This is a genomic window from Candidatus Nitrospira neuquenensis, assembly GCF_979578155.1.
Map to the genome: position 1 here is coordinate 104,901 of NZ_CEFZDU010000034.1, position 25,926 is coordinate 130,826.

The 25,926-nt window shown below is 61.1% G+C and carries 27 protein-coding genes, 1 tRNA gene and 2 pseudogenes; 11 read left to right on the plus strand and 19 right to left on the minus strand.

The features are described 5' to 3' along the window. The 9 genes from AC1U7O_RS12735 to AC1U7O_RS12775 all read right to left on the minus strand — a co-directional run bounded on the left by AC1U7O_RS12735 (position 1) and on the right by AC1U7O_RS12775 (position 5,149). On the minus strand, positions 1 to 312 hold the full coding sequence (locus tag AC1U7O_RS12735) for a hypothetical protein (protein WP_479895162.1): 312 nt from the start codon (positions 310 to 312) through the stop codon (positions 1 to 3). Then, a complete protein-coding gene (locus tag AC1U7O_RS12740; RefSeq protein WP_479895163.1) occupies positions 309 to 1,517 on the minus strand; it encodes a metallophosphoesterase family protein in 1,209 nt (402 codons plus the stop codon). The genes AC1U7O_RS12735 and AC1U7O_RS12740 overlap by 4 nt, the downstream gene beginning before the upstream one ends. Before the next feature lie 163 nt (positions 1,518 to 1,680). Further along, positions 1,681 to 1,857: a hypothetical protein gene (locus AC1U7O_RS12745; RefSeq protein ID WP_479895164.1), complete on the minus strand. Its 177-nt coding sequence runs from the start codon at positions 1,855 to 1,857 to the stop codon at positions 1,681 to 1,683. A 9-nt stretch (positions 1,858 to 1,866) separates the two neighbouring features. Further along, positions 1,867 to 2,895, minus strand: a complete 1,029-nt coding sequence (locus AC1U7O_RS12750; protein ID WP_479895165.1) for a hypothetical protein — start codon at positions 2,893 to 2,895, stop codon at positions 1,867 to 1,869. Positions 2,896 to 3,054: 159 nt separating this feature from the next. After that, positions 3,055 to 3,219, minus strand: coding sequence for a hypothetical protein (locus tag AC1U7O_RS12755; protein ID WP_479895166.1), 165 nt, complete (start codon positions 3,217 to 3,219; stop codon positions 3,055 to 3,057). A 181-nt stretch (positions 3,220 to 3,400) separates the two neighbouring features. Further along, a complete protein-coding gene (locus AC1U7O_RS12760) occupies positions 3,401 to 3,697 on the minus strand; it encodes a helix-turn-helix domain-containing protein (protein ID WP_479895167.1) in 297 nt (98 codons plus the stop codon). A 545-nt stretch (positions 3,698 to 4,242) separates the two neighbouring features. Beyond that, complete coding sequence (locus AC1U7O_RS12765; RefSeq protein ID WP_479895168.1) at positions 4,243 to 4,548, minus strand: hypothetical protein; 306 nt, start codon at positions 4,546 to 4,548, stop codon at positions 4,243 to 4,245. Continuing rightward, positions 4,548 to 4,844 (minus strand): hypothetical protein, encoded by a 297-nt coding sequence (locus AC1U7O_RS12770; protein ID WP_479895169.1) that lies wholly within the window; start codon positions 4,842 to 4,844, stop codon positions 4,548 to 4,550. Before AC1U7O_RS12770 ends, AC1U7O_RS12765 begins: the two co-directional genes overlap by 1 nt. A gap of 56 nt (positions 4,845 to 4,900) precedes the next feature. Beyond that, a complete protein-coding gene (locus tag AC1U7O_RS12775; protein ID WP_479895170.1) occupies positions 4,901 to 5,149 on the minus strand; it encodes a helix-turn-helix domain-containing protein in 249 nt (82 codons plus the stop codon). A gap of 150 nt (positions 5,150 to 5,299) precedes the next feature. Between AC1U7O_RS12775 and AC1U7O_RS12780 the strand changes: the two genes are divergently transcribed. The 4 genes from AC1U7O_RS12780 to AC1U7O_RS12795 all read left to right on the plus strand — a co-directional run bounded on the left by AC1U7O_RS12780 (position 5,300) and on the right by AC1U7O_RS12795 (position 9,412). Continuing rightward, positions 5,300 to 5,941 carry a S24 family peptidase gene (locus tag AC1U7O_RS12780; RefSeq protein WP_479895272.1) on the plus strand — a complete coding sequence of 214 codons (642 nt, stop codon included), beginning with the start codon at positions 5,300 to 5,302 and terminating at the stop codon, positions 5,939 to 5,941. A 694-nt stretch (positions 5,942 to 6,635) separates the two neighbouring features. Beyond that, positions 6,636 to 7,118: an FxLYD domain-containing protein gene (locus tag AC1U7O_RS12785; protein ID WP_479895171.1), complete on the plus strand. Its 483-nt coding sequence runs from the start codon at positions 6,636 to 6,638 to the stop codon at positions 7,116 to 7,118. Position 7,119: 1 nt separating this feature from the next. Next, positions 7,120 to 8,850: a site-specific DNA-methyltransferase gene (locus AC1U7O_RS12790; RefSeq protein WP_479895172.1), complete on the plus strand. Its 1,731-nt coding sequence runs from the start codon at positions 7,120 to 7,122 to the stop codon at positions 8,848 to 8,850. 79 nt (positions 8,851 to 8,929) lie between these two features. Continuing rightward, positions 8,930 to 9,412, plus strand: a complete 483-nt coding sequence (locus AC1U7O_RS12795; protein WP_479895173.1) for a hypothetical protein — start codon at positions 8,930 to 8,932, stop codon at positions 9,410 to 9,412. On the opposite strand, the gene AC1U7O_RS12800 is transcribed toward AC1U7O_RS12795, so the two are convergent. After that, a complete protein-coding gene (locus tag AC1U7O_RS12800) occupies positions 9,366 to 9,737 on the minus strand; it encodes a hypothetical protein (RefSeq protein WP_479895174.1) in 372 nt (123 codons plus the stop codon). The genes AC1U7O_RS12795 and AC1U7O_RS12800 overlap by 47 nt on opposite strands. A gap of 342 nt (positions 9,738 to 10,079) precedes the next feature. Here AC1U7O_RS12800 and AC1U7O_RS12805 point away from each other — a divergent pair, with 342 nt between their 5' ends. The 5 genes from AC1U7O_RS12805 to AC1U7O_RS12825 all read left to right on the plus strand — a co-directional run bounded on the left by AC1U7O_RS12805 (position 10,080) and on the right by AC1U7O_RS12825 (position 14,012). After that, positions 10,080 to 10,718, plus strand: coding sequence for a hypothetical protein (locus AC1U7O_RS12805; RefSeq protein WP_479895175.1), 639 nt, complete (start codon positions 10,080 to 10,082; stop codon positions 10,716 to 10,718). 8 nt (positions 10,719 to 10,726) lie between these two features. After that, positions 10,727 to 11,311, plus strand: coding sequence for a GIY-YIG nuclease family protein (locus AC1U7O_RS12810; RefSeq protein WP_479895176.1), 585 nt, complete (start codon positions 10,727 to 10,729; stop codon positions 11,309 to 11,311). Beyond that, complete coding sequence (locus AC1U7O_RS12815; protein ID WP_479895177.1) at positions 11,286 to 12,443, plus strand: tyrosine-type recombinase/integrase; 1,158 nt, start codon at positions 11,286 to 11,288, stop codon at positions 12,441 to 12,443. Before AC1U7O_RS12810 ends, AC1U7O_RS12815 begins: the two co-directional genes overlap by 26 nt. A gap of 12 nt (positions 12,444 to 12,455) precedes the next feature. Continuing rightward, a tRNA-Met gene (locus tag AC1U7O_RS12820) sits at positions 12,456 to 12,531 on the plus strand. 194 nt (positions 12,532 to 12,725) lie between these two features. After that, positions 12,726 to 14,012 carry a tyrosine-type recombinase/integrase gene (locus tag AC1U7O_RS12825; protein WP_479895178.1) on the plus strand — a complete coding sequence of 429 codons (1,287 nt, stop codon included), beginning with the start codon at positions 12,726 to 12,728 and terminating at the stop codon, positions 14,010 to 14,012. 781 nt (positions 14,013 to 14,793) lie between these two features. Here AC1U7O_RS12825 and AC1U7O_RS12830 read toward each other — a convergent pair. The 7 genes and pseudogenes from AC1U7O_RS12830 to AC1U7O_RS12860 form a co-directional block, all read right to left on the minus strand. Then, positions 14,794 to 16,034, minus strand: a pseudogene (locus AC1U7O_RS12830) (IS256 family transposase). A 787-nt stretch (positions 16,035 to 16,821) separates the two neighbouring features. Continuing rightward, complete coding sequence (locus tag AC1U7O_RS12835; protein ID WP_479895179.1) at positions 16,822 to 17,268, minus strand: hypothetical protein; 447 nt, start codon at positions 17,266 to 17,268, stop codon at positions 16,822 to 16,824. Positions 17,269 to 17,349: 81 nt separating this feature from the next. Then, positions 17,350 to 17,817 carry a MerR family transcriptional regulator gene (locus tag AC1U7O_RS12840; RefSeq protein ID WP_479895180.1) on the minus strand — a complete coding sequence of 156 codons (468 nt, stop codon included), beginning with the start codon at positions 17,815 to 17,817 and terminating at the stop codon, positions 17,350 to 17,352. A 224-nt stretch (positions 17,818 to 18,041) separates the two neighbouring features. Beyond that, a complete protein-coding gene (locus tag AC1U7O_RS12845) occupies positions 18,042 to 18,275 on the minus strand; it encodes a cation transporter dimerization domain-containing protein (protein ID WP_479895273.1) in 234 nt (77 codons plus the stop codon). A 240-nt stretch (positions 18,276 to 18,515) separates the two neighbouring features. Then, positions 18,516 to 19,313 carry a chlorite dismutase family protein gene (locus AC1U7O_RS12850; RefSeq protein WP_479895181.1) on the minus strand — a complete coding sequence of 266 codons (798 nt, stop codon included), beginning with the start codon at positions 19,311 to 19,313 and terminating at the stop codon, positions 18,516 to 18,518. Between the two features lie 245 nt (positions 19,314 to 19,558). Continuing rightward, positions 19,559 to 21,037 carry an ATP-binding protein gene (locus AC1U7O_RS12855; RefSeq protein ID WP_479895182.1) on the minus strand — a complete coding sequence of 493 codons (1,479 nt, stop codon included), beginning with the start codon at positions 21,035 to 21,037 and terminating at the stop codon, positions 19,559 to 19,561. A gap of 4 nt (positions 21,038 to 21,041) precedes the next feature. After that, positions 21,042 to 21,761, minus strand: a complete 720-nt coding sequence (locus tag AC1U7O_RS12860) for a response regulator transcription factor (protein WP_479895274.1) — start codon at positions 21,759 to 21,761, stop codon at positions 21,042 to 21,044. A 186-nt stretch (positions 21,762 to 21,947) separates the two neighbouring features. On the opposite strand from AC1U7O_RS12860, the pseudogene AC1U7O_RS12865 reads away from it, so the two are divergent. Together AC1U7O_RS12865 and AC1U7O_RS12870 are read left to right on the plus strand one after the other, a co-directional pair. Further along, positions 21,948 to 22,112 (plus strand): annotated as a pseudogene (locus tag AC1U7O_RS12865) (helix-turn-helix domain-containing protein); the annotation flags it as partial. Between the two features lie 595 nt (positions 22,113 to 22,707). Beyond that, entirely contained in the window at positions 22,708 to 23,964 is a 1,257-nt protein-coding gene (locus AC1U7O_RS12870; protein WP_479895275.1) for an IS256 family transposase, read from the plus strand. 382 nt (positions 23,965 to 24,346) lie between these two features. Here AC1U7O_RS12870 and AC1U7O_RS12875 read toward each other — a convergent pair whose 3' ends face one another. Next, positions 24,347 to 24,550, minus strand: coding sequence for a hypothetical protein (locus AC1U7O_RS12875; protein WP_479895183.1), 204 nt, complete (start codon positions 24,548 to 24,550; stop codon positions 24,347 to 24,349). Positions 24,551 to 24,743: 193 nt separating this feature from the next. Further along, positions 24,744 to 25,922 (minus strand): DNA polymerase III subunit beta, encoded by a 1,179-nt coding sequence (locus AC1U7O_RS12880; RefSeq protein WP_479895184.1) that lies wholly within the window; start codon positions 25,920 to 25,922, stop codon positions 24,744 to 24,746. Between the last annotated feature and the right edge of the window lie 4 nt (positions 25,923 to 25,926).

Sequence of the window (25,926 nt, forward strand, 5' to 3'; positions counted from 1 at the left end):
TCAGTCTCCCGTGAACAGGCCCATTTGCTCGACGCGCTCGCCCGTGTGCAGGTTGATCCGCACATCCCGCTCCACCAGCCAGGCGTCCTCGAACTCCTGGGCCAACACCTTGAGGTGATCCAGGTAGGCCTCCGTGAACCACCAGCACTTCTCCTCGGGATCCCAGGCCCGGGCTCGATGGGGAGCCAGGTTCTTGAGGGCCTCGACGAATTCTGTGTCATACGGACTCGTGACCTGGACCCTGGCGAGCCCCTTCAGAAACTCCGGCGGCCCGACCTCGTGGACCGTGATCGTGCACACCCCAGACTTCACGCCGCCAATTCCTCTACCAGGCGTCGGTGTTTCCCGAGGATGACCGCCTGATCCGTCTCGTCCACGTGTCCCGCCAGCGCCCGGGTCAAGGCCTCCTCCATCGTCAAGCACTGGGCCATGCCCGCATCGCGGGCCCGGTCCTCCTGGACGATTTCGATGTCGAGCTGCGTCAGAGGATGGTCCGCTGTCCATTGCTCGATCAGGGCTGTGTGCTGCTCGTAGGTGTCTGGCGGCACGCAATCCTTGATCCGGTAGACGTGCTCAGGACTCACGTGCTGCCAGGCGAGTTCCCCCAGAGAGAACGGCCCCTCGACCGCATCGCCCCGCCGATCCACGAGGGTGATGGTCTTGAAGAGTCTGGCGTGCGGGTTTTCGACGAAGGTGACGCGGGGATCCTGGCCGGCCTCAATCTCGACCACGTTGAAGCCCTTCGGCTCGTGCTCCTCGCCGAACCCGTTCCGCATCAGCGAGCCGCTGTACCAGGCATTCGAGGCAATCTGCTGGTGGGCGTGAACGTGATTGAGCGCGACGTACTCGAAGGCCGCACACTCCGACAGGGGAATCAGAATGTCCTGGCTCAGCGAGCGAGGTTGCACGCCGACCTTGGCGTTACCGACCGAGCCGTGCGCCAGGAGAACGGTAGGGATGCCGGGCTCGATCTCCAGCGTGAAGCCGCGCAGGATCGCCGCCAACCCTTGGTTGATCAGCGCGAGGATTTCTTCCGGCGACTTGTCTTTGTGCTGCTCCATCGCCAAGAGCCGGCCCTTTTGCGGGTAAGGCAATCCACATATCCTGACGTACTGGCCGTTGAGTTTGAGGAGCAGCGACTCCGGACGCTCCATCAGGAAGATGTTGTCTCGATGCTTGAGCGGCTCCAGCGCCGTCGCCATGTTGCCGGAGAGGCCCATATCGTGGTTTCCGGCTATGATCGCGACAGGCATCGAGTCGGCCATCAACTCGACCCATTCCAGGATCACCTGGACCTCATCCATCGTGGGCTTGACTGAATCGAAGACATCGCCCCCGATCAGGAGCGCATCGCACCGCGTCTCTCCGGCTGTCGCAGTCTCGCGCACAAAAGCGAGGCTGTTCCGGAGGTCGGTCAAAGCCTGGTTCTTGCCAGTCTGCTGGTCGATCACCAACTTGCCGGCGAAGGTCGCGTTCGCATTGGGGTGGAGATCGCCAGTATGGGCCAAGCGAATCATGACGTTTCACCTCTCTTCTGCAGCGGTTCCGCTCGACTCTGAGTGTTGCCCGTCTCTCCGGGCCGTCCCCCATTGCGCTCACGGCTGGTCGCAGGGGCAGCCGCTACAGGCACGGGGCTGATCGGCGCAGCCACGCCGCACGTGCCAGGCACTCGGAGTTATCTCATTCCCACGGCAGCGGCGCCGTCGTCGGACCGCCCGGATCCGCCAGGCCGATCAGGTGGTCGTAGAACTGCAGCCGGTGCAGCGCCGTCCACTTGGCCGGATTGCCCTGGACCTTCTTCGTGTCGAATTGCTTGCGCTGAATCAGCTCGTTCAAAATCTTGAGCTGCTGCTCCACGTCGGCCGCCTAAAAGTCCGCCCGGGCCTGCTCGGCGGGACTCGGGCGCGTCCCTGGGTCCGTGGATGAGGCCGGTTTGGTCGTCGCCTCGGTGGCCTTAACCGGTTGCGCCTCCTCCTTCGCGGAGCCGACGGGCGCCGTATCTTTGCGCTCGAACTCGATGATCTCGCCGTCGACTTCCGGGTACTCGGGGCTCCGGCCGCTGTGCATGATCTCGGGCGGGACCTCCGTGGCCGGAGCCGGAGCCCACAAGGCAGCTTTGGCCCCGGAGGCTTCGTCCAGCATGTGCTGCCGGTCCATGGGGTGGTCGGGGTCCGGACTGAACATGAGTGTGGCGAACACGAACCCCTTTTTCAGTTCCTCGGGCTTGTAGGCCTTGCGCAGCGAGAGCGCCTTCTCCACCACCCGGTTCATCGCCCCGGTTTGCGCCCGGGCGACGATGTGCTTCTGGATCTGCAGCGCGTCCTTTCTGACCTTCTCCTCGATCCACGCCTCCACATCGCGTGGCGTCGGGAACGCTTTTTTGAAGTCAGGCCCCTCCTTGGGATCGTGCAGGTAGGCCTCGGCCTTGGCCCGGTAGTTGTCCCGCAGCTCCTGCTCCATGGTGTCCATGTGCAAGGCCTTGTCCGCGACCACCGGCCGCCACTGCCCATCCATGCCCTTGATGAGGCCGACAGCCTGGTAATGGCAGAACCGCGGGTCCCGGCCGCTGTCCATCCGGCGGAAGGCGTGATACGCCCACTTGATCCCGGCCGCGTCGGCGAGCTTGTCGTAGAAGTTCCGGCGGAACGACACCATGCCGCCGGCTTGCGGGTAGAGGTCCGTCGAAATGACCTTCTTCTCGTTCGTGATCGTGAGATCGGGCGTCACCTTCTTCACGACCAACCGATGGAGCGCCGGCGGATGCTGCAGGGTCGGCACCCCCAGCACGATGTAGCCTTCCTTCTGCTTGGCTTCGAGTTCCTTATTGATCTGTTGCACGACGGTGAGGCCCCGTTCCTCGGGCGCCACCGGCGCGGGCGTGGGCTTCGTACTCATCACGTTCCTCCTCTTCCATGAACGGGAGATGCTGGCGAGGCTCAGCCGGCCGCGGCATCCCCAGGGGGCGGGTCTCCTCCAGACGGTCGAGCAACCAGATGATCACCAGGAGCTCGACGAGACTGAGCAGCCCCATGCCGATGAACATCTGCCAGCACATCACGCCGCACCCGGCTCGATCGTCTTCCGCACATTCGGTCGCGTGGGGCGACGGCGCGGGGGCTTCGGGTCGCGGAGCTTCCACAGGAGCAGTCCCAGCACGACGAGAACCACGAGGTCCAACAGGGTTCGCATGGCCAACAGCAGATTCCACAGGATGTCCATCTGCGCCTCCTCGCTACATACAGCCGATGATCCCGGACCAGCGCCGCCGCGTAGCAATCCAGACACCACCACGCCCCGCGGTATTCGACCCGCCCCGCCCCCGCGCACCGCAGCGTGGCGCAGGCTTCATGGGCCGGCTTCATCGGCACCAGTTCAGCCAGTCGCAGGATCCCGGACCGCCTCATCCGCGTCCCCTTGTGTCGGTCAGAGTCCGGTTCCTCCGGCACCAGGCGAGCACTTCACTCTCGACGAACCAGATCGCCTTTCCGATGCGATAGTGGGGACAGCCATGCCGCTCGACCGCCTTGTAGAGCGTGTGCGGGGGCAACCCGAGTCGCCGCTCCAAGTCCGTGGCCTTGACCCACGGCTCTCGAAGTCCTGACGGGGCAAGCTCGGCCCCAGAGGACTCGAGGGTCTCCTGGCCTGGCGCCAACGACTGAACCGTGTCTGCTGGATAGGTGGCCTGATGCTTCGCCATCGGTCTCCCGTGCTCACCTGGTTCGGAAGTGCGAGGCTCCGGTTGAGAGTCCGGAGCCCCGCGCCCTTCCCGGCCCGAGCCGCCTGGTGCAATTCATCGCCCTTCAATGGGGCCACGGCGAAGAAGCCGTGGAGTGATGATCCAGGCTGGCTCAATGGGCGTCGGGCCCCACGCCCGTTATGTCATCCTCCGATTCCGGCGCCGGTCGGCCTTCGCCATCTGGCGGCGGTGCCGTCTCGTGACCCACCAGCGCCGCTTCAAGAGTCGCATCCCCGACGTCCGTCGCTCTCTGCGGTGCCGCACGCGCCCCCTCCTCGTCCAACTGCCTCAACAGCTCCCCGTCCTGTAGGCCTTGCTGGTAGGCCTGCTGCCACCTCACCGGAGTTCCCGGATCGATCCGTAGGGGGTGACTCTCTCCCGCCGCCACGCGCAGCCCCGTGAGTTCCAGCCAATACCCTTGCCGAACCTCGGGGTCCGTGGCCCCCGACCAGAGCTTGGTGCACGTCGCAATCCGCGCGGAGAGACGCCCCGTCTCCATGCTGCATTTACCCCGTTTTACAAACCGGGTCCCTGTGTCCGCTGTAAAACGAAGTTTTCGTGGTTCCTTCCACGTCCCCCCTGCTACCATCTGACCCATGGGCCGGATAGGTGGGTTGTCTCAACCTCTTGCACGTCTCAACGAACCCGACCCGCTCCACACACTCGATGGCGATCTCGGCCAGGAGTTCGCGCAGGACCAGCTCGCGGAGCCGAGGGCCGGGCTTTTTCTTCAGCCGTTGGGACGACAGCGCCCAAGCATCCTTGACGGCCTGGTCCACCCGCGTGTTCAGGATCGGATCGTCCTCTTTCATCAGACTGCGACCGCCTCCCCGTCTGTCCCCAAGAAGGCCCGCTGGGCGATGGCCTCGGCCTCCGCGACCAGTTCGGCCTCATTGCCCAGCCTGAGCGCGGCCTGCCGGCGCCGGACGAGCTGCTGGGCGCGCCGATTGGTCAACACGACGCCATCCTCGTAGTTGCCGCAGATCAGGCAGTGCCACGCTGGCGGCTCGAAGGTCCCCGGCCGCACCGAGGGCCGGTCCTGCGGCTGGGCGAAGCAGGTGAGAGGGAAGGTGACGATCATCGTGGCGGAACACCGTGAACACTTCATGACGCAACCTCCTTGAACAGGGCCCGTGTGCCGGGCCGGTGCGAACCATGGTGTCCTCAGCGCGCAAGGACAACGGACTCCTTCTGGCGAGCCGGCGTGCTCACCAAGAAGGAAGCCAGATCAACGTCGAAGGCCTCACAAATGGCCTCCAGATCGCGCATGGTGGGCGAGGTTACCCCTCGTTCCCAATTCATGATCGAGCGACCAGTCTTGCCGATGCGCTTGGCGAAGGCCTCGACCGACAAGCCTTGGAGTTCCCGGAGATCACGAAGCCGCTGAGGATTGAAACGAGAGCGCTTGGGCATAGTGGGTAGTTATACACCCGGCTCTATATGCAGTCAAGATGTTTTTTTCTCCCGGTTGAAATAAATTTCTCGGCTATGCGTGAGCGGCGAAAGGGTCAGGAAATCAAAAAGATTCCCACGGAGACTCCATGGGGGAAGGCCTTGGAGATCGTGCGGGTCGACGTCAAGAACGTCTCTCTCTCTGTCATCGAGCAGAAGGGAGGTATGTCGCGGGCCAATTACCGCAGACTAGTCCGCGGCCCTGAAGGTCCCACCTGCAAGACAATGACGAAGCTATTGGAGGTGATGGGCGCTTCTCCCCATGACTACGCGCGGGCATTTGTCGGGGGAGGCGGGCAATCACTGCAGTCCGGAGAAAGCGCCGCAACAGATGACCTCGCGTATGTGGATCTCATGGAGTTCAAGGCGGCAGCCGGCGGTGGGGCATTGATCGAACACGAACGCCGACTGGACCAGCTCGCCTTCAAGCGAGCCTGGATCAAAGGCAAGCTCCGCGCAAATGTGGCCGACCTGAAACTGATCCAGGTCTCCGGCCACTCTATGGAGCCGACGATTTGTGATGGGGATCTGGTGCTCTTCGATATCAGCCGGAGGGAGATCCGCCACGATCAGATTTACGTGCTGCGGGATGAAGATGAGGGCGCGATCGTCAAACGACTATGTCTCAAGGACAAGGGGCTCGTCGAGATCCACAGTGACAACCCGGACAAACGGTACCAGCGCCCCACGGTGCGCCAGGATCAGATCAAGGTCTTGGGAAAGGTGGTCTGGGTGGCAGGCCGGCGGGTGTAGGGGCATAGTCAGCGTGGACCCGACTCAACACGTCGGACGATTCGTGACGGACTTAACCGAACCCCAGCGTGCAGGGCTTCGGCAATTGATCTTGATGTATGAGCAGGTCAGAACTGGGCAACGGATTGATGACTGGCAGTGGTCCTCGCTGGAACAAGCCTTAAGGGACAGCTTCGGTGAACTGAACCGCGACTGGCGCCGGATCGCCGTCACCGAAACCGCCTTGCTGAGCAGCGAACGGTTCCTGGCCAGTGTCCCCTGCGGTGGCCAGGTCAAGTGGCTCGCGCATCCCGGAGCCTGCCGGCATTGCCAGGCCCTGAACGGGAGAGTCTTTACAGTCGTTCATCCTGCCAATGTCATGAAGCATCCGGAGTCTCATGTGTGGGTGGGGAAGGTGGCCCTCAACGTGGGGCGACGGTCAACGCGCTATAAGCGCCTCCCGGATGGCCGCTTGAGGTTGCGAACATCCGCAGAACGCAAGGTGCCGGCCATGCCTCTCCACGAACATTGCCGATGCGTCTGGACGTACTACGTCTACCTTACTCCGGACCAGGAGAGGCGTATCAGCCATGATGGTGGGATGAAGCTAGAGCGGCGGGCTTAGCCCGGACGTGGCAGCGCACCGCGTCGGATTGCCCTTCCAAGGCGCATGGCTGGGCAGTCCCCCTCTTAGAAACCAGAGGATAGGCATCTCATGCTGAGTCGACTCCTCTATGCCGGTCGAGCCGCTACCGGTCTTTTTGGGCTGGTGGCCCTGTTCCTTCCCGTATCCGCTGCCGCCCAAAATCCAGCCGTGGCTGTGGATGCCCTACGCTGCACGACTGAGCGGCCAGAGCCAGGTCTCCAGACCTTGGTCGTTACAACCGGCACGCTGCGGAACCTAACCCAGCGCCCCCTGGCAAACATACAAATCGAGACCACCTTGCTTGCCCCAGAAGGGTCACGCCCCACTGGACACTCCTATGGTCCAACCTTGATCCCTGGGCCACTGGAGCCGGGCTCGACTGTGCGGTTTCGAGCGATTACGAATTACGGTCTTGAACTTCACCAGACCGTGCGGTGCCGCGTCCGGATCCGGCTGTACGGCCAGAAGGACTGGTTGGCGCTGGCGGGAATCACCGAGACAGACTTTCAGGCTCCAGAATCGCAGGGAGGCACTGGTGCCGGCAAACGCTAATATGAACACGCTCTACTACGGCGACAACCTGGACGTCCTGCGGCGCTACATCAAGGACGAATCGGTCGATCTTGTTTACCTGGATCCGCCGTTCAAGAGTGACCAGAATTACAATGTCCTCTTTGCGGAACAGGACGGCTCCAGATCGGCCGCACAGATCAAGGCATTTGAGGATACGTGGCGGTGGGACCAGGCCGCGGCCATCGCCTATCAGGAAGTCGTCGAAGGGGGCGGGAAAGTCTCTCTGGCCATGCAGGCGTTCCGGACGTTCTTGGGTGAGAATGACATGCTGGCCTACTTGGCGATGATGGCCCCACGTCTTGTCGAACTCCGCCGTGTACTGAAGGCAACCGGGAGCATCTATCTCCACTGCGATCCGACAGCCAGCCATTACCTCAAACTTCTACTGGACGCTGTCTTTCAACCAGGCAACTTCAGAAGTGAAATAATCTGGCGTCGTAGCAATGCCCACAACAAGGTCACTCGACAATATGGGCCAGTCCACGACACCATCCTGTTCTACTCAAAAACCCAGAGCATGTATTTCCAGCCAGGGACACGACCACCAATGAGCGGCTATATTCGTGAATGGTTTACCGGAGAGGACGAGAAGGGGCCGTTCCGGACAAACATGTTGACTGGACCAGGAACCCGCACCGGGTCGAGCGGAAAACCATGGCGCGGTTTCAATCCGTCCTCAGTAGGAAGGCACTGGGCCATACCTGCGTCCGTTCGTGGCGAGCTGCCGGCGGAGGCATCTTCTTGGGATACTCAGCAGGTGCTGGACTATCTTTACGAGAAAAAGCTGATCTATGTGCCTCGCGACGGAGCTGGCCAGCCCAAGTACAAACAATATATTGGCAAAGGAGTGCCATTTCAGGACATCTGGGCATACCAGCCATATACACAGGGTTGCCTCTACGGAACCGAGGAAGGCATCGATGAAGATGTGAAGTGGCTCGAGCACGATGCCGAACGGCTGGGCTATCCAACTCAAAAGCCTGTGGGCCTTTTAGAACGCATCATCGTTTCTTCATGCCCTGCAGATGGGAATATCCTTGATCCATTTTGTGGGTGTGGAACGACAATCGCGGCAGCTCAGCTTCTGAACCGCCAATGGATTGGAATTGACGTTACCCACCTAGCGATCACCCTGATCAAGCACAGATTGAAAAGCGCGTTTGGCGACACAGCGAGTTACAAGGTTATTGGGGAACCCGTGGACGCAGCCAGCGCCGAGGTCCTTGCTCAGCAGGACCCATACCAGTTCCAATGGTGGGCACTGGGCCTCGTCGGTGCCAGACCTGCGGAGCAAAAGAAAGGGGCTGACCAGGGCATTGATGGTCGACTGTACTTCCACGACGAGGCTGGCGGAAAGACCAAACAGATCGTCTTTTCAGTGAAGGCCGGGAAACTGAAGGCTGAATTCGTGCGAGACCTCAGGGGCGTCGTCGAACGGGAGAAAGCCCAGATCGGCGTCCTCATCTCCCTGGAAGAACCCACCAAGCCGATGAGGAGCGAGGCCGCCAAGGCTGGCTTCTACGAGTCTCCCTGGGACGGCAAGAAGTATCCGCGTCTCCAACTGCTCACGGTCGAAGAGCTCTTCGGTGGGAAGCCGGTCTCCTACCCACCCACGAGGGCCAATGTGACGTTCAAGAAAGCCCCAGTGGCGAAGCAGGCAGGGTCTCCACAGGAAGCGCTGCCGTGGACGGGTGAAGAGCAATCACCCTAGCAGGCCGCCGATCGGCAGATGAGAATGAGCGGACGCCGTTGAGAGGCTCAAGAAGTGGTTGAATGACTAGGGGGGCACAATGCCGGTAGATGATGAAGCCAAGACGCCGGAGGAGTATGGGCCGTACCTGACTGCCGCGCTCATCTGTGAAAAGATTTTGCGGGAACAGGACGGCGTGATTTCAGCGGTTCGGATCATTGACCGTGTGACCCACGCCGTCCATGGCGGTAAAGAGGTCATGGATCCATTTCCCTATCGAATGGGCCTCCTGATCTCGCTTAAGTCAGGGGAGGCAATCGGCCCCTATCAAATCACCATTCAGCCCATCAAACCCGGAAGCAATGAAAAGTTACGGCCTGCAGTATACGCAGTGAACTTTGAATCACCCGCAGATCGAGGCGTCGGCATCATTGCCGATATGGAGGTGGTGTTTGACGTGCCGGGGCTCTGGTGGTTTGACGTTTGGCTCAGCGGGCAAGGGCGCGTCCGGCGGGTGAGCCGGATTCCGTTCAGAATCATTTACCTCCCGCAACCTGAGCAAAAGAGTGGGACACGCGTATAAACGTAGGCAGAGAGGACACAACTGGTGTATCGACGGTGATCGTGTTGCATGCCCCCGTTGTCATGGAAGGGATATGCATCTCGGATAACAACACCGTGAATCGCGCTTTGAGTTGGTCTTCAGCAAGCAGCCCTTCGCCGAACTGGATGAGCAAGGCATCCACTTCGTTTGCTACATCGATCGCCGCCTGCTCACCAGAATCGAGGATGTCCTGCAGATTACCAACTAGGTATTCTTCGAGTTCATCCATTGACCGCTCGCCGGTGAGATACGACAGAATAACCTGTCGAAGCGCCGCAAACTGTTGAAGTCGAGTTTCCAGCATAATGCCTCCCCTGCCGGTCAAGCGAGTGTCTGCTGCTACTATGCGCGACCTATTCAACCGGAGTCAATATCCTAATCGGATCGCAGCCGGAGAACTTAATGCCGTGATGCTCTGGGATAGCGTTTTGCAAGAACCGCACCTCCGCGGCGAGCCCCCAGGAACGCGGAGCCAGGTCATACGGTATTGCGAGCCTTCTGGACAATGGGTTGTGGAAATTCATCAGTACCTACGACCAGATGGGTCGCTGGGCGGAAAGGGGAGGCCTGATCCAAAGAGGCTCCGCATTGCAGAGACGATTTTTGACCTCTTGCGGGAGTAGATCGGGGAGCACGAAAACACACGATGGCGCCCCCCACCCTCACCTTCCGCTTCACCCACTACCGGTCGGCACGGCTTCGCGCCATGCTGCAGGTCGCCGAACAGGGCCACCTGACGACTCCGTTCACGCCGATGAAGGATGGGGATTGGTATCAGGTCACGTTCGCCCTGTCCTCCAGAGCACAGGTGCATGCGGCCCTCTCCCTGGCAGAACTCCTCCTCCGGCATCCCTGCGCGGAAGCCTACGGGAACGGCCAGCGGGTCAACCCTCAGCGCGTCGTCAGCATCCTCCGGTGCTACGAGAAGAGCTTCGGGCCGAGTCAGTGGAAGGCCCACTGCTACACTGTACAGAAGGGCTTTTTCGAGGCGCAGCTTATCCCGATCACCTACACCGTGCGAACGACGATTGAACTGGGGTGTGGGCCCGAAGGCTGCTCGAACGAGCCGGGGAAGAGCCAGGTGGAGTATTCCGGCCCTGGATACCGACCGTGGTACTTCCCCTGCCGCTATGCCGAGCCGGCCGTCGCCAGGATCGCCGTCACCCACCCCGCCGGGATCCGGGCGCAGGTCGAGCAGGCCTTAACGGCCTACGAGTGCACCTGGTGCCCCCGCCTGCAGCATCTCGATACCTGGGAACTGGAGATGTGGGGACGGGCTTTGTAGGAGGACCTATGCCCAAACGACTGAAGCCGGCGAGCGAGAAAGGCTACTTTCCACGGATCAACAGGCGAACGGGCGCTGTGGAGCACTGGATTCGCATCAGTTGGTTCGGGAAGATGAAGGGATTTGGCCCCTACGCCTCCAAGGACGAGGCTCTCCAGACGATCGAACAGAAGAAGATCCATCAGCGCGCGCTGAAAGACCGCGCAGATCTCGGCCTTTCGATTCCCCTGGAGATTCACCGCAGCATCATCACTCGGCTCCCCGCGAGGATGGATCAGGCACCACAGGGCCCCGGCATCTACATTGTCCAAGGCGGGCCGGGCGGCCCCATCAAGCTCGGGTACGCAACCAACATCGCCAAGCGCCTCCGTGGTCTTCAGTTCATGAACTCCCATCCGCTGACCCTGCTGGGGGTTCTGCCAGGAACGGAGAAGCAGGAAAAGGCCCTGCACCTCTTGTTCCACAAGAGCCGTTCACACGGTGAGTGGTATCACCCGACACCGGACATCGTGCAGTTCCTGCTCGACCAGGGCATTCGTCCGATGCTCACCAAGAAGGGCCATCGCCATGCCACGCCGGCAGAAGCCGTCTAGAGAGAAGGGCTACTTCCCGACCCGGAACAAACGCACTGGGCAGATCGAGCACCGCATCCGCATTGCCTGGTTCGGAAAGATGACCTGGTTCGGGCCCTACAAGACGAAGACCGCGGCGCTGAACGCGATCCAAGACAAGAAGGCCGAGGAGCGCAAGCAGAAACAAGCCCCCGGCCAGGTCCAGCCGACCACCGGCCAGATGGAGCAGCTCATCGATCAGTACCTTCTCGACTTGAAAGGCAAGCGCGAGGACTATCGCGGGCAGGAGCGGTTCGCGAAGTTCTGGAAACAGCGGTACGGCCATCGGCCGCCTCTCTCGCTTCAGCCATCCGAGGTCGCCGCGGCGCTCGCCGAGCTGCACACCCAGGGTCGCAAGGCCTCGACCGTCAACCACTATGGGAAATTCCTCCGGGCCTTCATGAACCGCAAGATCAAGCCCAAATCCTGGGTCCTAGACTTCTGGGCCGACATCGAATGGTATGACGCGGAACAGGACAAGGCCCGCCGGATCCCCTTGACCCCGGATCAGGAAGATCGGCTCTACAAGCAGCTCCGGCCGCTCGATCGGCTCTTCACGCGACTGGACGTGGTGCTGGGGCTGCGCCGCGCGCAGTTCTTCACGCTCCGTTGGGAATGGCTCTCCTGGCCAGCCGCCCTGTTCTACCTGCCCAAATTCAAGTGTCACCAGGCGAGGGAATTGCCGATCCCTAGCGAAGGCATGCTGTACCTGCGCTGGCTGTGGGAGCAGCAAGGCCAACCCGAACAGGGATGGGTGTTCCCGCAGGCCTTGAATCCTGAGAAGCCGATCAACCATGCGAACTGGTATCGGCGACACTTCCGCAAAGCAGTTGCAGACGCAGGGCTGTCTGCGTTAAAAGTAGACTTTCACACGCTCCGACATACATTCGCGACCAGGGGAGGGCAGACAGCCCCCACGAGGATCCTGCAAGACCTCCTCGGTCATAGTGATATCCGCATGACCGAACTGTACACGCGAGCGCATGATCCCGCGAAGCGGGCAGCGATGGAGCAGGCGGCAGCGATGAATCCGAAATGCCTTGTTCCAACTACTATCGAACTGCTATCGTCACCTGCCATGACCAGGAGGCTGAAGCTCAATAAAGTTAAGTAAATTCAATTTGTTGGCGGTGTAGCTCAGTTGGTAGAGCAGCGGACTCATAAGCCGCGGGTCGGGGGTTCGATACCCTCCACCGCCACCATCCCTCCTTTTCACGTGGTGTCTGGCCGTCTCACCGTTTCTACAAGTCATTGGTTTTCTTCACTTCTCGTTGTCACACCCACTCAAGCGGTCGCTTGACAGCTCCGGGCAGGGTGGGTACACTCGGTGGGGACACTCCAGTGTGATCCCGAGGAGTGTCCCCACTCTGCGGTGTCCACGCGGCGAGGACGTCCCATGTTGGAACTGGCGACCGCGCAGGCCCGACCGCCCAATCGGACGCGGGGGCTGCTCACCGACACGAAGATCCGGACGGCCCGGCCGAAGGCCCGGCGCTACAAGCTGTACGATGGGCACGGGCTCTTCCTCTTCATCTCACCCGGGGGCGGCAAATGGTGGCGGTTTCGGTACAAGCTGCAGCACCGACAACACCTCCTCTCACTCGGCACCTACCCGGAGATCAGTCTCCGCGACGCGCGGGCGCAACGGGATGCCGCGCTGGGGCTGCTCGCCAACGGGGTTGACCCCCTGGCGCATCGCGCGCAGGCCCAGCAGACCCAGGCGCGCTGCCAGGCCGAGACCTTCGAGGTCGTCGCCCGGGAGTGGTTCGCCAACCAGGCGTCGGGCTGGGCCGCCTCCTACAGCTCGAAGGTGCTCCGCCGGCTGGAGTGCTACCTGTTCCCGTTCCTGGGCAGCCGGCCGATTCGGGAGATCGCCGCGCCCGAGCTGCTCAGCGTGCTCCGCAAGATCGAGGAGCGCGGCATTCCGGAAACCGCCCATCGGGTCCTCGGGAACTGCCGGGATCTCTTCGCGTATGCCATGGCCTCCGGACGGGTCGAGGCGGACAAGGATCCGACGCGCCGCTTAGCGAAGGCGCTGAAGCCCACGCAGCAGGGACATTTCGCGGCCGAGGCCGCGACCCATCCGGAGAAGCTGAGAGAGATTCTTCGGGCGATCGCCGGCTACAAGGGGACCCTCGTCGTGGCCACGGCCTTGCGCCTCGCCCCATTGGTCTTCGTTCGTCCCGGGGAACTCCGGCAAGCTCGGTGGGCTGACATGGACTTGGACGCTGCGCAGTGGGAATTTCCGTTGAGCAAAACCAGGACACCGATCAAGAAGAAGCGCTATCACATCGTCCCCTTAGCCAGACAGGCCGTCGCCTACCTGCGGGAGCTGCGGCCGGTGACCGGGTCCAGCCCGTACGTGTTCCCGAGTCTCCGGAGTAAAGACCGCCCCATGTCCGACAATGCGCTCAATGCGGCCCTCCGTCGTCTGGGCATTGAACAGGACGAGTTGGTCGTGCATGGGTTCCGGGCGATCGCGCGGACGATCCTCGCCGAGCGGCTGGGGTTCCGGCCTGATATCATCGAACACCAGCTCGGGCACACCGTCCGCGATCCGAATGGCGAGGCCTACAACCGCACCAAATTTCTGGCGGAACGGCGGCAGATGATGCAGCAATGGGCTGACTATCTGGATACCATGGGGTCCGTCGGCCATGGCCACTCAACCAAGCGCCACTAGCTCCTCCCGGCTGGCCATCCCCCGCGGTCCCCATCCATCCGGTCCGAACCGTCCCGCGCCAGATGGCTGCTTCGTGACCCAGTCCCAGATGGTCCGGCTCCTCAGCACGGCCCTGCTGCTTCTGGTTGGGCTCTGGCTCCCGCCTTCGACAGCCTGGGCGGAGCCACCAGCCCTTACACTCCTGCCCGGCTGTCCCCCGACCCTGGCGATCTCGCCAGTTTTGGGTCGAGCCGGGCCCTGCCCCCTCCCCTTTCTCTGGTTTCCCCAGATGATGGTGTCTTCAGGGGGAGAGTTGCCCGCCGAGCAGGCGTTCTGGGATGCCGTCTTCCCGCTCCCCGCGGAACCTGAGGATCCGGACGAGGTCGTGCCGATGTGCGTGGAGGAAGACCTTCTCAGCGGGTGGTACCAGTACCGCCCACCGCGCCTGTTGTGCCGCGGGGCCTCGTGGTCGCCATAATCGCCCCAGGCCAAGTCCGCGGAAAATGTGTCCTACAAGTATCGTTGAGATGATTACACTTGAGCCGATCTTGTCAGTGTGCGGTTGCAGTTCTCACCTCTGGCCAAGTTTTCCTACCCCCTAGAGTTGACCCCTCCATGGGGGTTACAGTACAGTTCCTACTTGGGACTTCGCTGCGACCTCACCGGGGGCAATATGCTGGACCGGACTGTGCCGCGAGAGAACGCCCACCTTGCCTGTCTTTCCCTTGCGCGCGATCCGCACACCTGCCCAGGCTCCACTACGAATGGAAGCGAGGTCTTGTCAATAGGTGTGTAAATGGAATCAGGCGGCGGCCTCCTTCGGCGTGGCCGGTTGCTGAACGCCATCGGCAAACTGGATGCCGGCGTAGACCAGGGGCAGCAGCTTCGGGGCATTCAGACACCGGAAGTGGCACTCCGCAACTTGGAGCAGCTTCCAGATCAACGCCGTGGCGGACTCGACCCGCTTGTACCGCTTGCCCGCCGTCGTCCGCAGCCGCACCGCGGCAAACGGCGACTCGACCACGTTGGTGGTGCGCAAATGCCGCCAGTGGTCTTTCGGGAACTGGTAGAACGTGACGAGCCGCGCCCAGTCCTGGTGTAAGCGCGCGACGGCCTTGGGGGCCAGCAGGTGGTACCGGCGACTGAACTGGTCCCGCAGGCGCTCACACGTCGCCTGCGTCTCCGCATACGGCATGGCCTTCAGCATGGCCGTCGCCTCGGCGTGGTGGTTCTTGGGGAGGGCATCCAGCACGTTCAGAATCCGGTGGTTCCAGCACCGCTGCTCCGCGGCGGTGGGCTGCTGCTCCCCCAGGGCCGCCCAGATGCCCAAGTGGCCATCCGCGACAGTGCAGCGCCAGGGCTTCAGGCCCCGGTCGCGGAGATCCCGGAGCACCGCGCCCCACGATTCCTTTGATTCCCGCTGGCCACTCTCTACGGCCAAGACCACCTTGCGGCCGTCCGTCAGGGCCCCAATCATGACCAGGAGCGCGGCTTTGCTGTCTTCCAGGCCTGCCTTCACGTACAGCCCATCAGCCCAGACATACACCACCTCCAAGTCATCCAGCCGGCGGGTCTTCCAGGTGTCATATTCCTGTTGCCACTGGGCCTTCAGCCGCTGCAGCGACGCGGCCGACAAGGGTGCCCCGTCGCCCAGCAAGCCCCGCAGGGCCAGCTCGAAGTCGCCCAGCGCGAGCCCATGCAGGTATAACCGGGGCAGCAGCTCGCCGACCTCGTGGGTCCGGCGTTTGAACAGCGGCAGGATGCGACTGACAAAGCGCTCTGCAACCCACGCACCCGTGGCCGCTGCACCGTAATCGTCCCGCACGTCAGGGTCAACTTCCGGGGCTTGCCATACCCGTTGCGGTATCCCGCCGGCATGTCCACCGCGGCCCGGCGCTCCGACTTCGCCCGGCCCAGCCGCATGGTGACTTCTTCCACTAAAAGCCGCTGGACGAACTGCTGGATGTGGCCGCGCACAAACGCCTCCAGCTGGTCCCAGAGATTCCTTGACTCCGCTCCCGTCCCTGTGCTCTGCTCCCGCATGGCGGTGCCTCCTTTCATGGCCGGGCCTCAGCCCGGTGGGTTTGGTCACCCGAAAGGTTGCCACCGCCTTTTTCCTATTTCCACACTTTCTGACTATACCTCATCCCATCCTCTGCGAGGATCTCCTCCAGATTGTTTTGGACTGCTTCTTTCATTGCCTCTTGTGGCTCTGCCATGCGGATCCTCCGAACTGGAGACCTGGCTTAGTCAGGCCAGGTTGGTCTTTACGTACAGTATCCAGCCGCTGGAAGGTCAAGACAAATTTTTGTCGAGCTACCCCTACACCCGTTGACCTTCCAGCCACTGGACACTTGATAATTCTTCATCAGGGCCGAGTCTCTGGAGAACGGCCGGGTCATAGATCGCACCCCCTGAGCAATCCCAACTAGAGGAGGGACGCACCATGAGGAGCACAACATTCGCAGGAAGAGTTTCCCTTGCTTTTATTGTGGCGGTGGGAGTCTGGTTCGCAGGTTTCACACCCGCTGCACAGGCTCAGGAGCATCCAGAACGAGCCAAGTTCCACGCCGATGTAGCGCATGCGCTCCTGGAAATGAATACGACCTTGGATCTGATCGAGGCCTACCGGGCGGAGGGCGCTATGCCCCCGGATCGGGATGCCAAGCACGAGAGGGCAGCGCACGGGTTTCTGAAAGGGTTACAGCTCTTCGGGGTTCAAACTGCTATGGCGCCAGCGCCCAAGAAATAAGTTTCCAGGAAGCGGCCACTGGATGTCTCGCCCTGGCCGGCGCGCCAGCAAAGCCCGCCAGCCGAGGAGTTGGCCAGCTCACCAGATATCCAGGATCTCTTTCATCTGCTGAAGCACTTTACCGAGCTGGTCAGTCGGCCGTTTATCATCCCCGCTTTGTCTGGCAAGGAGGAGCTCCATGTCTTGAGTGAGCAGGACCAGTCGGGCATGCCGCTGACTCCAACTGTTGGCCCATTGCGGGTGGTCTTTTTCTGTCGCCGCGATAGTAGCTAAGACCTGATTCACCGCCCTAAGCTGGCTTGCCAATTGCCGGGCCGCGTCGTGGTCACTTCGGCCCTTACTCAACTGCTTGAGGGTCGCCCGCATCTCATGGTGCAGGCCATGCAGTTGGCCAATATTCTGCTTGTGGATCACCTCGATGGCCGGCAGCCCCTCGTTACTCACAGGCTGTCCGGCCAAAGTCTCCTTGGTAATCGGGGCCAGGAGACCGGCAAGCAAAGCCAGCCACCCCAGCAGCGCGATCACCTTGAGTCGTGTGCACGGTGTGGTCATCTCTGTTCACCGCCTTTCTGCTGGTGCCTGAGACTCGGAAGAAGCTTCCGGGCCTCAGGTCTTGCCATTGACACAGGTATCATCTCGACACGGGACGTGGAAAAGCACGAGTTTGTTTGGTCGCCTCTGAGGTTTGATGAGACTGTCTTTGAATTGCTGCTGGAGCCGCGTTAAATTCCTACGAAGCGCCTCAAGCTCAGCAAGACGTGTGTCAGGCTCGCCCAATTTCTGGTCGATGAGCAGCCCAAGCTTCGGGTTCATCGATGCGCAACATCCTTCCTCCGCCGCGGCCAGGAGCTCGTGGGTTTCACGCAAGGACAGATCCAGCAATTTAGCCTGCTTCACGAAGGTTAACCGACGAACATCCTTATCGGAATAGATCCGGTACCCGTTCCCATGCGGCACCTGAGTCCGCTTCGGTTTCGGAATAAGCCCGATCTGTTCGTAGTAGCGGATGGTCTTGGGATTCACCCCGGTCAGCTCGGCGACCTTCGCGATCGTGAGGAATGGCGTCTTCGTCATGGTAAGAGTGTGAATATTTTATAGTCTAAACCTTCCAGTCGGTGGAAGGTCAACTCCCCTACAGTGTAAGAGTGTCAGGTGGCTTGACAGGGATCCACGTGCCCTGATCCCCCTTCGGCGTGCCAAATTGCCCTGTGACCACGCCGAGCAAGGATACGAGGGAGAAAAGCATCAGCCTGGTTCCAAGAACCTTCTTCGATATGGTGCCAATCCGTCTGCCCCTCCTAGTGGGAATGAGTCGAGAGTTGATCATGGGCATGCTTGATGATTCGATGATGGGCTTCGCCTGACGCACTCAAAGGATCAACGTGGATGATGGCATTTGACAGATATGGCAAGTGATGAAGGAGCTGGTGTTGGACTTCTGGAGCGATTTTATGCCCCCGCTCCACGGAAAGATCTGATTGGACCGCGATATTGACTTCGCCATTCCAACCGCTGCCATTCCTCCTATGGATTCCACAGTGGAATGAAGCGGACTATTCTCCCACCGCCAGTTTGGCCACAGAGCCTGTAAGGCCAAACCGCTCAAGAGGGCAATGGCTACGACACTCCCGAGAGCCAGATAGAAGGGGAAAATCCGAGCCTTCATCATCCCCTCTCCTTGTTAAGTCAACGATCAGAGCAGAAGCAAATAGCGCCGTAGGCGCCGCTCTCGACGCCGGCCCGGTCTCATAAGGATAGATTCGCCAACTTGCTCACCTGGCCAGGATTTCCAAGATTTCATCCAGCGGGCGGATCGTCCCTATGAGAGTCGGATGTCCGAACTGCCTGTTATGGCGGTTCTCCTTCACCCGCTCAAGGCTGATGATCAAGTTGTTGAAGTCCTCCAGCTTGGCGGTCTCGAAGTACGTGACGAAGTCGAGGTCATCCAGGCCGCTCGAGTGGTAGAGCTTCCTTGCGACCGTTTTCAGATAGGCCATGGCCGCTTCCGTGTGTTCCTTCATCATCTCGGTACGCCCATCCTGGCCAGTTATCCACCATTCCGCGTCTTTCCTGATCGGCACGACGATCGCGTACGGCTTCGGCCCGGCATCCGTCATGGTCTTCAGCCCGGTCTTCAAGTCCTCGGGGAAGCTTGGGACGTAATTCGCCTTCTTCGTGAGCCCATTAAACGTCGAGATGTTCTGAAGGTATTTGCCGAGCGATGTGCCCATCAAGTCGACGAGGAAATTCTGGTTGTTCAGCAGGTCGGTGGAATGAACCCGAACGAAGAAATCTGCGCGCTCCACCAGGCCTCGCAGCAGATAGACGTCGATCGCGACCTTCTCACTATGTTGTTGAATGACCTCCTTAGCCTCGGCAACCGCCGACTGTCTCTTTGCCTTGTCGAGCTTCCACCACTCCTCGTCCGCTTTGAAGACCGCAAACGTCCCGTACACACCGGGGTCCTTCAAGAGCTTGTCCCGGTCCACTGCCGCGTGCACCGAGAACGCCATCAGTACCCCCAGCACCGACGCGAAGATATGAAAGGTGAGACGGCTGATCGTGCTCATAGTGGTTTCTCCTTGTGAACGTGTGGGACCCCACGCGGACACCGCTTAAACCGTTTTCCCTGGCTCGATCAGGATAGTCCTCCTCACATCTCACATGAATCTCACAAAACGGTCACTTTTTGATCACGCTACCCCATGAAGTCGCTTTGAGAGCGGAACAAGTATCATCCTGTCACTGAATTCGAACAGCAATGTGACGCCTGGCGCGTGGCCTGAGCGTCGTGGTAGATGTGCCTCAGATGCACTTAGGACGAATATACGGGGAGCTGGAATCCGATGGTGGTTCCGGCATTCAGCGTGCTGTGGGCCTCAATCATGCTGCCGTGTAGCTGCAGGATCCTCTTGGTGATGGCTAGACCAAGGCCAGCACCCTCCGATCGTTGATCCTTTCCCACGCGATAGAATCGATCAAAGATATACGGCAGCTCCTCGCCCGGGATCCCACAGCCGGTATCCGAAACGCGTACGGTGATTTTACTCTGTTCGTGAATCAGCGCCACGGTGACAGTCCCGCCCTGGAGAGTGTAACGAAGTGCGTTCTGGATCAGGTTTTCAAGCGCCCGTTCGATGAGCCCAATGTCCGCGAACACGAACGGAAGGTCTGCTCGGAAATGGGTTTGCAGTCTAATCTGTTTATGTTCTGCGGCAAGCTGGAATTTCTGGGCCACGTCTTGGACCAACTCTGCCAAGGAGAATGCTTCGCAGTGAACCGGTGTCTCTTGTGAGTCCAGTTTGGCAAGCTCAAAGAGTTCCGCCACAAGGTTTCCCAGTCGCCCACTTTGTTTCGCAGCGATTTCCAAAAAATTCCGCTGCTCCTCGGCCGTCAGCTTCCCCTGTTTCATGAGCAATGTTTCGAGATATCCGTGGAGCGAGGCAAGCGGTGTACGAAGATCGTGAGACACGTTGGCGACCAATTCACGGCGGAGCGTGTCGGTCTGCTTGAGCTTCGTGACTTGTTGCAGGATTCGCTGTGCCATCCGGTTGAAGGTGGTCCCGAGCCGGTCAATCTCATCGCCCTCACGGTTGGGAGGCTCAACGCACAACGCCACATCAAGCTGTGCTGAAAAATCGCTCTTCGCGAAGGACTCCATAGTGGAAGCAAGCCTTCTGACCCTCCGGGTCAGAAGGCTAAAGAGCAGCAGCCCTGCCAGCAAAGCAAAGAGCAGGCCGGCCACTGCCGCCCACAAGCTCAACCTCAAAATGTAGCTGCCTTGAAGCATCTGAACCGCGGAATCGTATTCCTCACCGCCGAGGACCACGTACAGGTAGCCTTCAGGCTTTCCCGTCACTGGGACAGGTGACACGGAGAAGACCTTCTTGCGATCGAGGTCACGGGGATCATCGCCCAGGATGGGAAACGCATCGGTCTCGCTCAAGAATCCTTTCACCGGTTCCAAGGAAACTTTCGATCGCTTCACCTTTCCCGGCGGGGCAGAGAATGCCAGGATGGTCCCTTCCGGGTCGAGCAGGTAGACTTCGATACCGGGGTTGATGACCATGAGCATGTGGAAAATTTCCTTCAGCGCTTCCTCATTCACCTGACCCTCTTTCATGAGGATCTTTTCGGCCACTAGATGCCTAGCAAGGGTGCGATTGAGCTTCTGGTTTACCTCTTGAAGATAGGCGCGGGTCGTGAACAGGGTCAGCAGGACGTCCAGCATCCCGATTGAACAGAACAGACCGAGGAGAACAGCAGCCAACTTTCCGTAGAGTGTCCTGCGCATCGCGCTACTTCTTCCTGAGGTCCTCTAGATCCGAGAACTTGTAGCCAACCCCCCACACGGTCAGGATGAACTCGGGACGGGCTGGGCTTCTCTCGATCTTGGCCCTCAGCCGGTTGATATGCGAATTGACGGTGTGTTCGTAACCTTCGTGCCCATATCCCCACACGAGATCGAGGAGCTGCGAGCGCGTGTACACTCGACCGGGGTGCTGAGCAAACTGGAGCAGCAGATCAAATTCTTTGGCCGTGAGATCTACCGGCTTACCATCCACCGTCACCTTGCGCTTGCTAACATCAATGGCCAGATGACCCACCCGAATTGGCTTCTCTGCCACGGGGGAGATCTCCGTCGCAAATGCCTCCGCACGCCGGAACAGCGCCTTCACCCGCGCGAGAAGCTCTCGGATGCTGAATGGTTTGGTCAAATAGTCGTCTGCGCCAACCTCGAGACCGAGGACCCGGTCCGGCTCGGAGGACTTCGCCGTCAGCATCAAGATAGGGGTATACGTAACTCTGGTGCGCAGCCGCCGACATAGCTCCAAGCCCTCGATGCCCGGCAGCATCAGATCCAGGATGATGAGATCGTACGGTTTGGAAAGAGCCTGCGCCAAACCCGCCGTGCCATCATGGGCCAGCGTGACCTCACACCCTAAATCTCGCAAGTGAAGGCTCAAAAGATGGGCAATGTCCCGGTCATCTTCAATCACAAGGAGTCTTCTCGACATGGTGAAGCGAGGCTGGGTAGAACTGTGATTGTACATATCTAGCACAGGCTTGTCACGAAAGGATCACAGGGCTTTGTAATCCCAAAATGATAATGTCCGCTTTCGCCAAAGTAGAAATGTCCTCTTCGTTGGTAGACTGCCGGCCCTCACAAGGAGGGCGGGATGGTCGGAGAGGACCGGGTGGTGATGAGCGCCAAGGAGTTGCGGCGGGTCCATGTGATCCGCCACGTGATGGACAAGCAGATCACCCAGGTGAAGGCAGGCACGTTGTTGGGGCTGACGGATCGCCAGATCCGGCGCCTCATTCGGCGGGTGGCGCAGGAGGGCGACAAGGGGCTGGTGCATCGCGGGCGCGGCAAGCCGTCGAACCGGCGGATTGCGGAGCCGGTCAAGACCAAGGCGCTCACGCTGTACGACAAGCGGTATGGGGACTTTGGCCCGACGCTGGCGGTCGAGAAGCTGGCCGAGCGGCATGGGATCGCGGTGAGCGCGGAGACGCTGCGGGGCTGGCTCTTGGCCCAGGGCGTGACGCACTTCCGGCGGCGCAAGCGCCCGCATCGGGCGTGGCGGGAGCGGAAAGCCCATGTGGGTGAGCTGGTCCAGCTTGATGGGTCGCACCACGACTGGTTGGAGGGCCGCGGTCCCGCCTGTGTCTTGATGGCGTATATCGATGATGCCTCCAGTCGGGTGTTTGCCCGGTTCTATGCGTATGAAGGGACGATTCCGGCCATGGGCAGCTTCCAGTGCTACGTGAGGCAGTATGGGCTGCCGCTGGCGGTCTACGCCGATAAGCATACGACGTACCAGTCGCCGGCCGAGCCGACGGTGGCCGAGCAGCTTGCCGGCGCAAAGCCCATGAGCCAGTTTGGGCGGGCGCTGAGCGTGGATCAGACAACCACCACCCCACACCAACGAAAGGAGCCGCTTCATGCGCACAGTAGTCTGAATCACCCAAGAAGGCAAGGTCCGACCGGTCCGTCGGCGGGCCCTGGACAGAATCCCGGCGGTGGAGGACCGGGCAAGCCTGGTCGCCCTGATCCAGGCGGTGATCCCGCTGGGGCTTCAAGCGGTCGAGGACGTCTTGCAGCAAGAGGTGACCGACCTCGCGGGCGAACGGTATAGCCGGACGGGGGGCCAGCCGGGGGCTGTGCGCTGGTGCCGGCAGCGCGGCTCGGTCTATCTGCTCGATCAGAAAGTGCCGGTGACCTATACCCGAGTCCGGGACCGTCTCCGGAACGTGGAGGTGCCCTTGCCGACCTACCAGGCCCTGGGCGCCCCACGGGCCGCTGATGCGGGGCTGTTCCGCAACGTGCTGCACGGGCTGAGTTGCCGCCGGTATGAAGCCTGTGCCGACGCGGTGCCCGACGCCTTCGGGCTGAGCGCCTCCAGTGTCTCGCGGCGGTTCATCCGGGCCAGCGCCCAGGCCCTGAAGACGTTCAGCGAGCGCCGGCTGGAGCAGGATGACGTGGTCGTGCTCGTGCTCGACGGCAAGACCTTCGCTGAGGACAGCATGGTCCTGGCCTTGGGGATTCTGCGGACGGGGGAGAAAAAGCTCCTGGGGGTGGTGCAGACAGCCACGGAGAACGCCGCGGTCTGCACGGCGTTCCTGCGGGGCCTGGTGGAGCGGGGACTGCGCACAGACTGCGGCTTGCTCTGCGTGATCGATGGCGCCAAAGGGCTGCACAAGGCGATCCAGGCGGTGTTCGGCCGCCAGGCCGTGGTGCAACGCTGTCAGTGGCATAAACGGGAGAACGTGGTGGCCTATCTGCCGAAAGGTCAGCAGACCCCGTGGCGCCGACGACTGCGGCAGGCCTACGAACGGCCCACCTCTGCGGAAGCGCGGGCCGCCTTGCTGGACCTCCGGCGGGAGCTGCGGCTCGTCAACCGGTCGGCGGCGGCCAGCTTGGAGGAAGGCTGGGAGGAGACGTTGACACTGCATCGGCTGGGGGTCTTCGGCGCCTTGGGTCGCAGTCTCAAGACCACGAACTGCTTGGAGTCGCTCAACGCCCAACTCGGCCAACTGACGGACAAGGTGGACCGCTGGCGCACGTCGGATCAGAAGCACCGCTGGGTGGCGAGCGCCCTCTTGGCGATCGAACCCCGCTTGCGGCGGATCAAAGGCTATCGGCATCTGCCTCAGCTCCAGGCCGCGCTCCAGCGGGAGATCCAGCGCGAGGATGTGCCCGAGGCCCGCATCGCCTGACCTCAGGACCCCAGGGTTGGGTATGGACCGCATGACGATCGTTGATCCTCCGGCAAATGCGGAGGCCGGTTTTCAGACTGGAGGCCCCAACATTCGTGCGTCCGCGGAAATCCCGCACGACCCATGCAGGAGGCCGCTTCGCAATTTCAACTAAAAATGGGATTGACTCCCCGGAATTAGGCAAGGTCGGTTGATCGGGCCTGATTCCTCTTTTCGACCCCGCGTAAAAGCCGTAGAAAGGGCGATTAACTCCTGCTACATCGGAATGCCCCTGGCCAGAATTCTATCCCTTCACTGATTGAGCAGGCTAAGCCGAAGCCAGAGGCAGGACCTTCCTGTCGCAGGCGATGGCGAGAGTTGGGTGGTCGAACCGGAATAGCGTTCAATTGTAGCCCATGCAGGCGCGGATGAAGTCCTGTTTCATCATTTCCCGGCCCCGGTCGATGTCCGCCCGGGTCGCCGAGGAGCTCTCCATCGTGAGCGGCGGGGCATAGCTCTCACGCCATTGCCGTTCGCAATCGAGGTATGCACACCCACCGAGCGTCAGCGCAACGGTGACGAAAGCCAAGTGAGCTAACCATTTCATCGGTCCGTCCCGATGCCAGTGTCGATCGCTGGACCCAAGACTCCACACCTATCTCGGTATTACTGATTGCAGACTCAACGCCATACCTTCAATTCCACAAAACTCCTCGGGCGCCGTGGCGTCCATAGGAGGCCGTTTCGGACCGTAAAAAGAAGCCCCGGAGCCTAATGCCCCGGGGCCTCTCGATTGACAGTCATTTCCTCAGCGGCATGACAATGCCGATGGCCTTCTCGTCGTCCTTTCCGGCGAGCACCAGAGGAGACGTCACGTTGGCCCCTTGTGACAGCCCCACCTGCTCGGTGTTGAACGCCTTCAGCACATCCAGGAGGAAGTGCGGGTTAAAGCAGGCGGAGTGAGCCTCGTCCTTGTACGTGGCCGGCACTTCCTCTTCGGCTTGGCCCAGGTCGCTTTTCGTACTGAGCCTGAGCAGGCCGTCGATCCACAGGCAGTCGATGGCCGGATGCCCCTCGGGCGCAAGCACCGTCATCCGTCTGAGGGCGGCGATCACCTCGTCGCGGTCAACCGTCAGCGTCCTGACGTTCCGCTCCGACGAGCTGCTCTCGACGGCCCTCCGCCACTCCGGATAGGGACCCGGCTGGTATTCCGTCCGCAGGCACCAGGGACCGATCGTGACTTCCATCTCTTCCTTCCTGAAGATCGCCGTAACCCAGGCATCTTCCTCGTTGGCCGCCTCAGTCATGCGCAGGATGCCGATGGTCGTCCGAGCCGCCAGGGCCGGCATGATGGCTGTCCTGGTCGGCAGCGTCCAGGAGCCGAGGGGTTCGGCCGGTTCCCAGACGCTGACCAGTTGGAACCCATTGGTCCCGACCACGCGCAGCCGGTCCGGATCCAGTTCCATCAGAACGCCGTTCAGCCCCGGTCGTGAGGTGTCATGGGCGACACAGGAGGCCGCCGCCTCGAGCATGGTACGAAGGCGGGGCGCCGGCAGGATCACCTTGGCATGCGGCTCCTCCTCCAAGACGGGAGGTCTGGCCTGGGGCATCCTGTCGGTGGTGTGCAGCGTCGTCTTGAAGGCGCCGGACTCCATGGTCAGGACCACGGCGTCGCCCTTGTGAGTCATCTTGAGGTCCCCGGCGAGCACCCGGACAGTTTCCCGCAGAGTCCGGGCCGGCATGGCGAGAACGGTCGGTGCGTCGGCCTCGCTCGGCAGCGTCACACTGACCTCGGTGGCTTGATTGGCCGCCCGCACCCGCAAGGCGCCCGGCTCGACTGACAACTCCACCGTGGCCTCGTGGGACAGGCAATGATCTGCGGCCACCGGGAGTATCCGCTCCAAGGCGTCGGCCAACAGCCGAGACTGGACGGTCCATGTTGTGCTGTTCGTCATCGTGCATTCTGTTTTGGTGCCCATGTCA

Coding starts and splice junctions, on each gene's coding strand:
- AC1U7O_RS12740 (WP_479895163.1), bottom strand. CDS start 1,517: ATGATTCGCTTGGCCCATACTGGCGATCTCCACCCCAATGCGAACGCG.
- AC1U7O_RS12750 (WP_479895165.1), bottom strand. CDS start 2,895: ATGAGTACGAAGCCCACGCCCGCGCCGGTGGCGCCCGAGGAACGGGGC.
- AC1U7O_RS12755 (WP_479895166.1), bottom strand. CDS start 3,219: ATGGACATCCTGTGGAATCTGCTGTTGGCCATGCGAACCCTGTTGGAC.
- AC1U7O_RS12760 (WP_479895167.1), bottom strand. CDS start 3,697: ATGGCGAAGCATCAGGCCACCTATCCAGCAGACACGGTTCAGTCGTTG.
- AC1U7O_RS12765 (WP_479895168.1), bottom strand. CDS start 4,548: ATGAAAGAGGACGATCCGATCCTGAACACGCGGGTGGACCAGGCCGTC.
- AC1U7O_RS12770 (WP_479895169.1), bottom strand. CDS start 4,844: ATGAAGTGTTCACGGTGTTCCGCCACGATGATCGTCACCTTCCCTCTC.
- AC1U7O_RS12775 (WP_479895170.1), bottom strand. CDS start 5,149: ATGCCCAAGCGCTCTCGTTTCAATCCTCAGCGGCTTCGTGATCTCCGG.
- AC1U7O_RS12785 (WP_479895171.1), top strand. CDS start 6,636: ATGCTGAGTCGACTCCTCTATGCCGGTCGAGCCGCTACCGGTCTTTTT.
- AC1U7O_RS12790 (WP_479895172.1), top strand. CDS start 7,120: ATGAACACGCTCTACTACGGCGACAACCTGGACGTCCTGCGGCGCTAC.
- AC1U7O_RS12795 (WP_479895173.1), top strand. CDS start 8,930: ATGCCGGTAGATGATGAAGCCAAGACGCCGGAGGAGTATGGGCCGTAC.
- AC1U7O_RS12800 (WP_479895174.1), bottom strand. CDS start 9,737: ATGCTGGAAACTCGACTTCAACAGTTTGCGGCGCTTCGACAGGTTATT.
- AC1U7O_RS12805 (WP_479895175.1), top strand. CDS start 10,080: ATGGCGCCCCCCACCCTCACCTTCCGCTTCACCCACTACCGGTCGGCA.
- AC1U7O_RS12810 (WP_479895176.1), top strand. CDS start 10,727: ATGCCCAAACGACTGAAGCCGGCGAGCGAGAAAGGCTACTTTCCACGG.
- AC1U7O_RS12815 (WP_479895177.1), top strand. CDS start 11,286: ATGCCACGCCGGCAGAAGCCGTCTAGAGAGAAGGGCTACTTCCCGACC.
- AC1U7O_RS12825 (WP_479895178.1), top strand. CDS start 12,726: ATGTTGGAACTGGCGACCGCGCAGGCCCGACCGCCCAATCGGACGCGG.
- AC1U7O_RS12840 (WP_479895180.1), bottom strand. CDS start 17,817: ATGACGAAGACGCCATTCCTCACGATCGCGAAGGTCGCCGAGCTGACC.
- AC1U7O_RS12850 (WP_479895181.1), bottom strand. CDS start 19,313: ATGAGCACGATCAGCCGTCTCACCTTTCATATCTTCGCGTCGGTGCTG.
- AC1U7O_RS12855 (WP_479895182.1), bottom strand. CDS start 21,037: ATGCGCAGGACACTCTACGGAAAGTTGGCTGCTGTTCTCCTCGGTCTG.
- AC1U7O_RS12860 (WP_479895274.1), bottom strand. CDS start 21,761: ATGTCGAGAAGACTCCTTGTGATTGAAGATGACCGGGACATTGCCCAT.
- AC1U7O_RS12875 (WP_479895183.1), bottom strand. CDS start 24,550: ATGAAATGGTTAGCTCACTTGGCTTTCGTCACCGTTGCGCTGACGCTC.
- AC1U7O_RS12880 (WP_479895184.1), bottom strand. CDS start 25,922: ATGGGCACCAAAACAGAATGCACGATGACGAACAGCACAACATGGACC.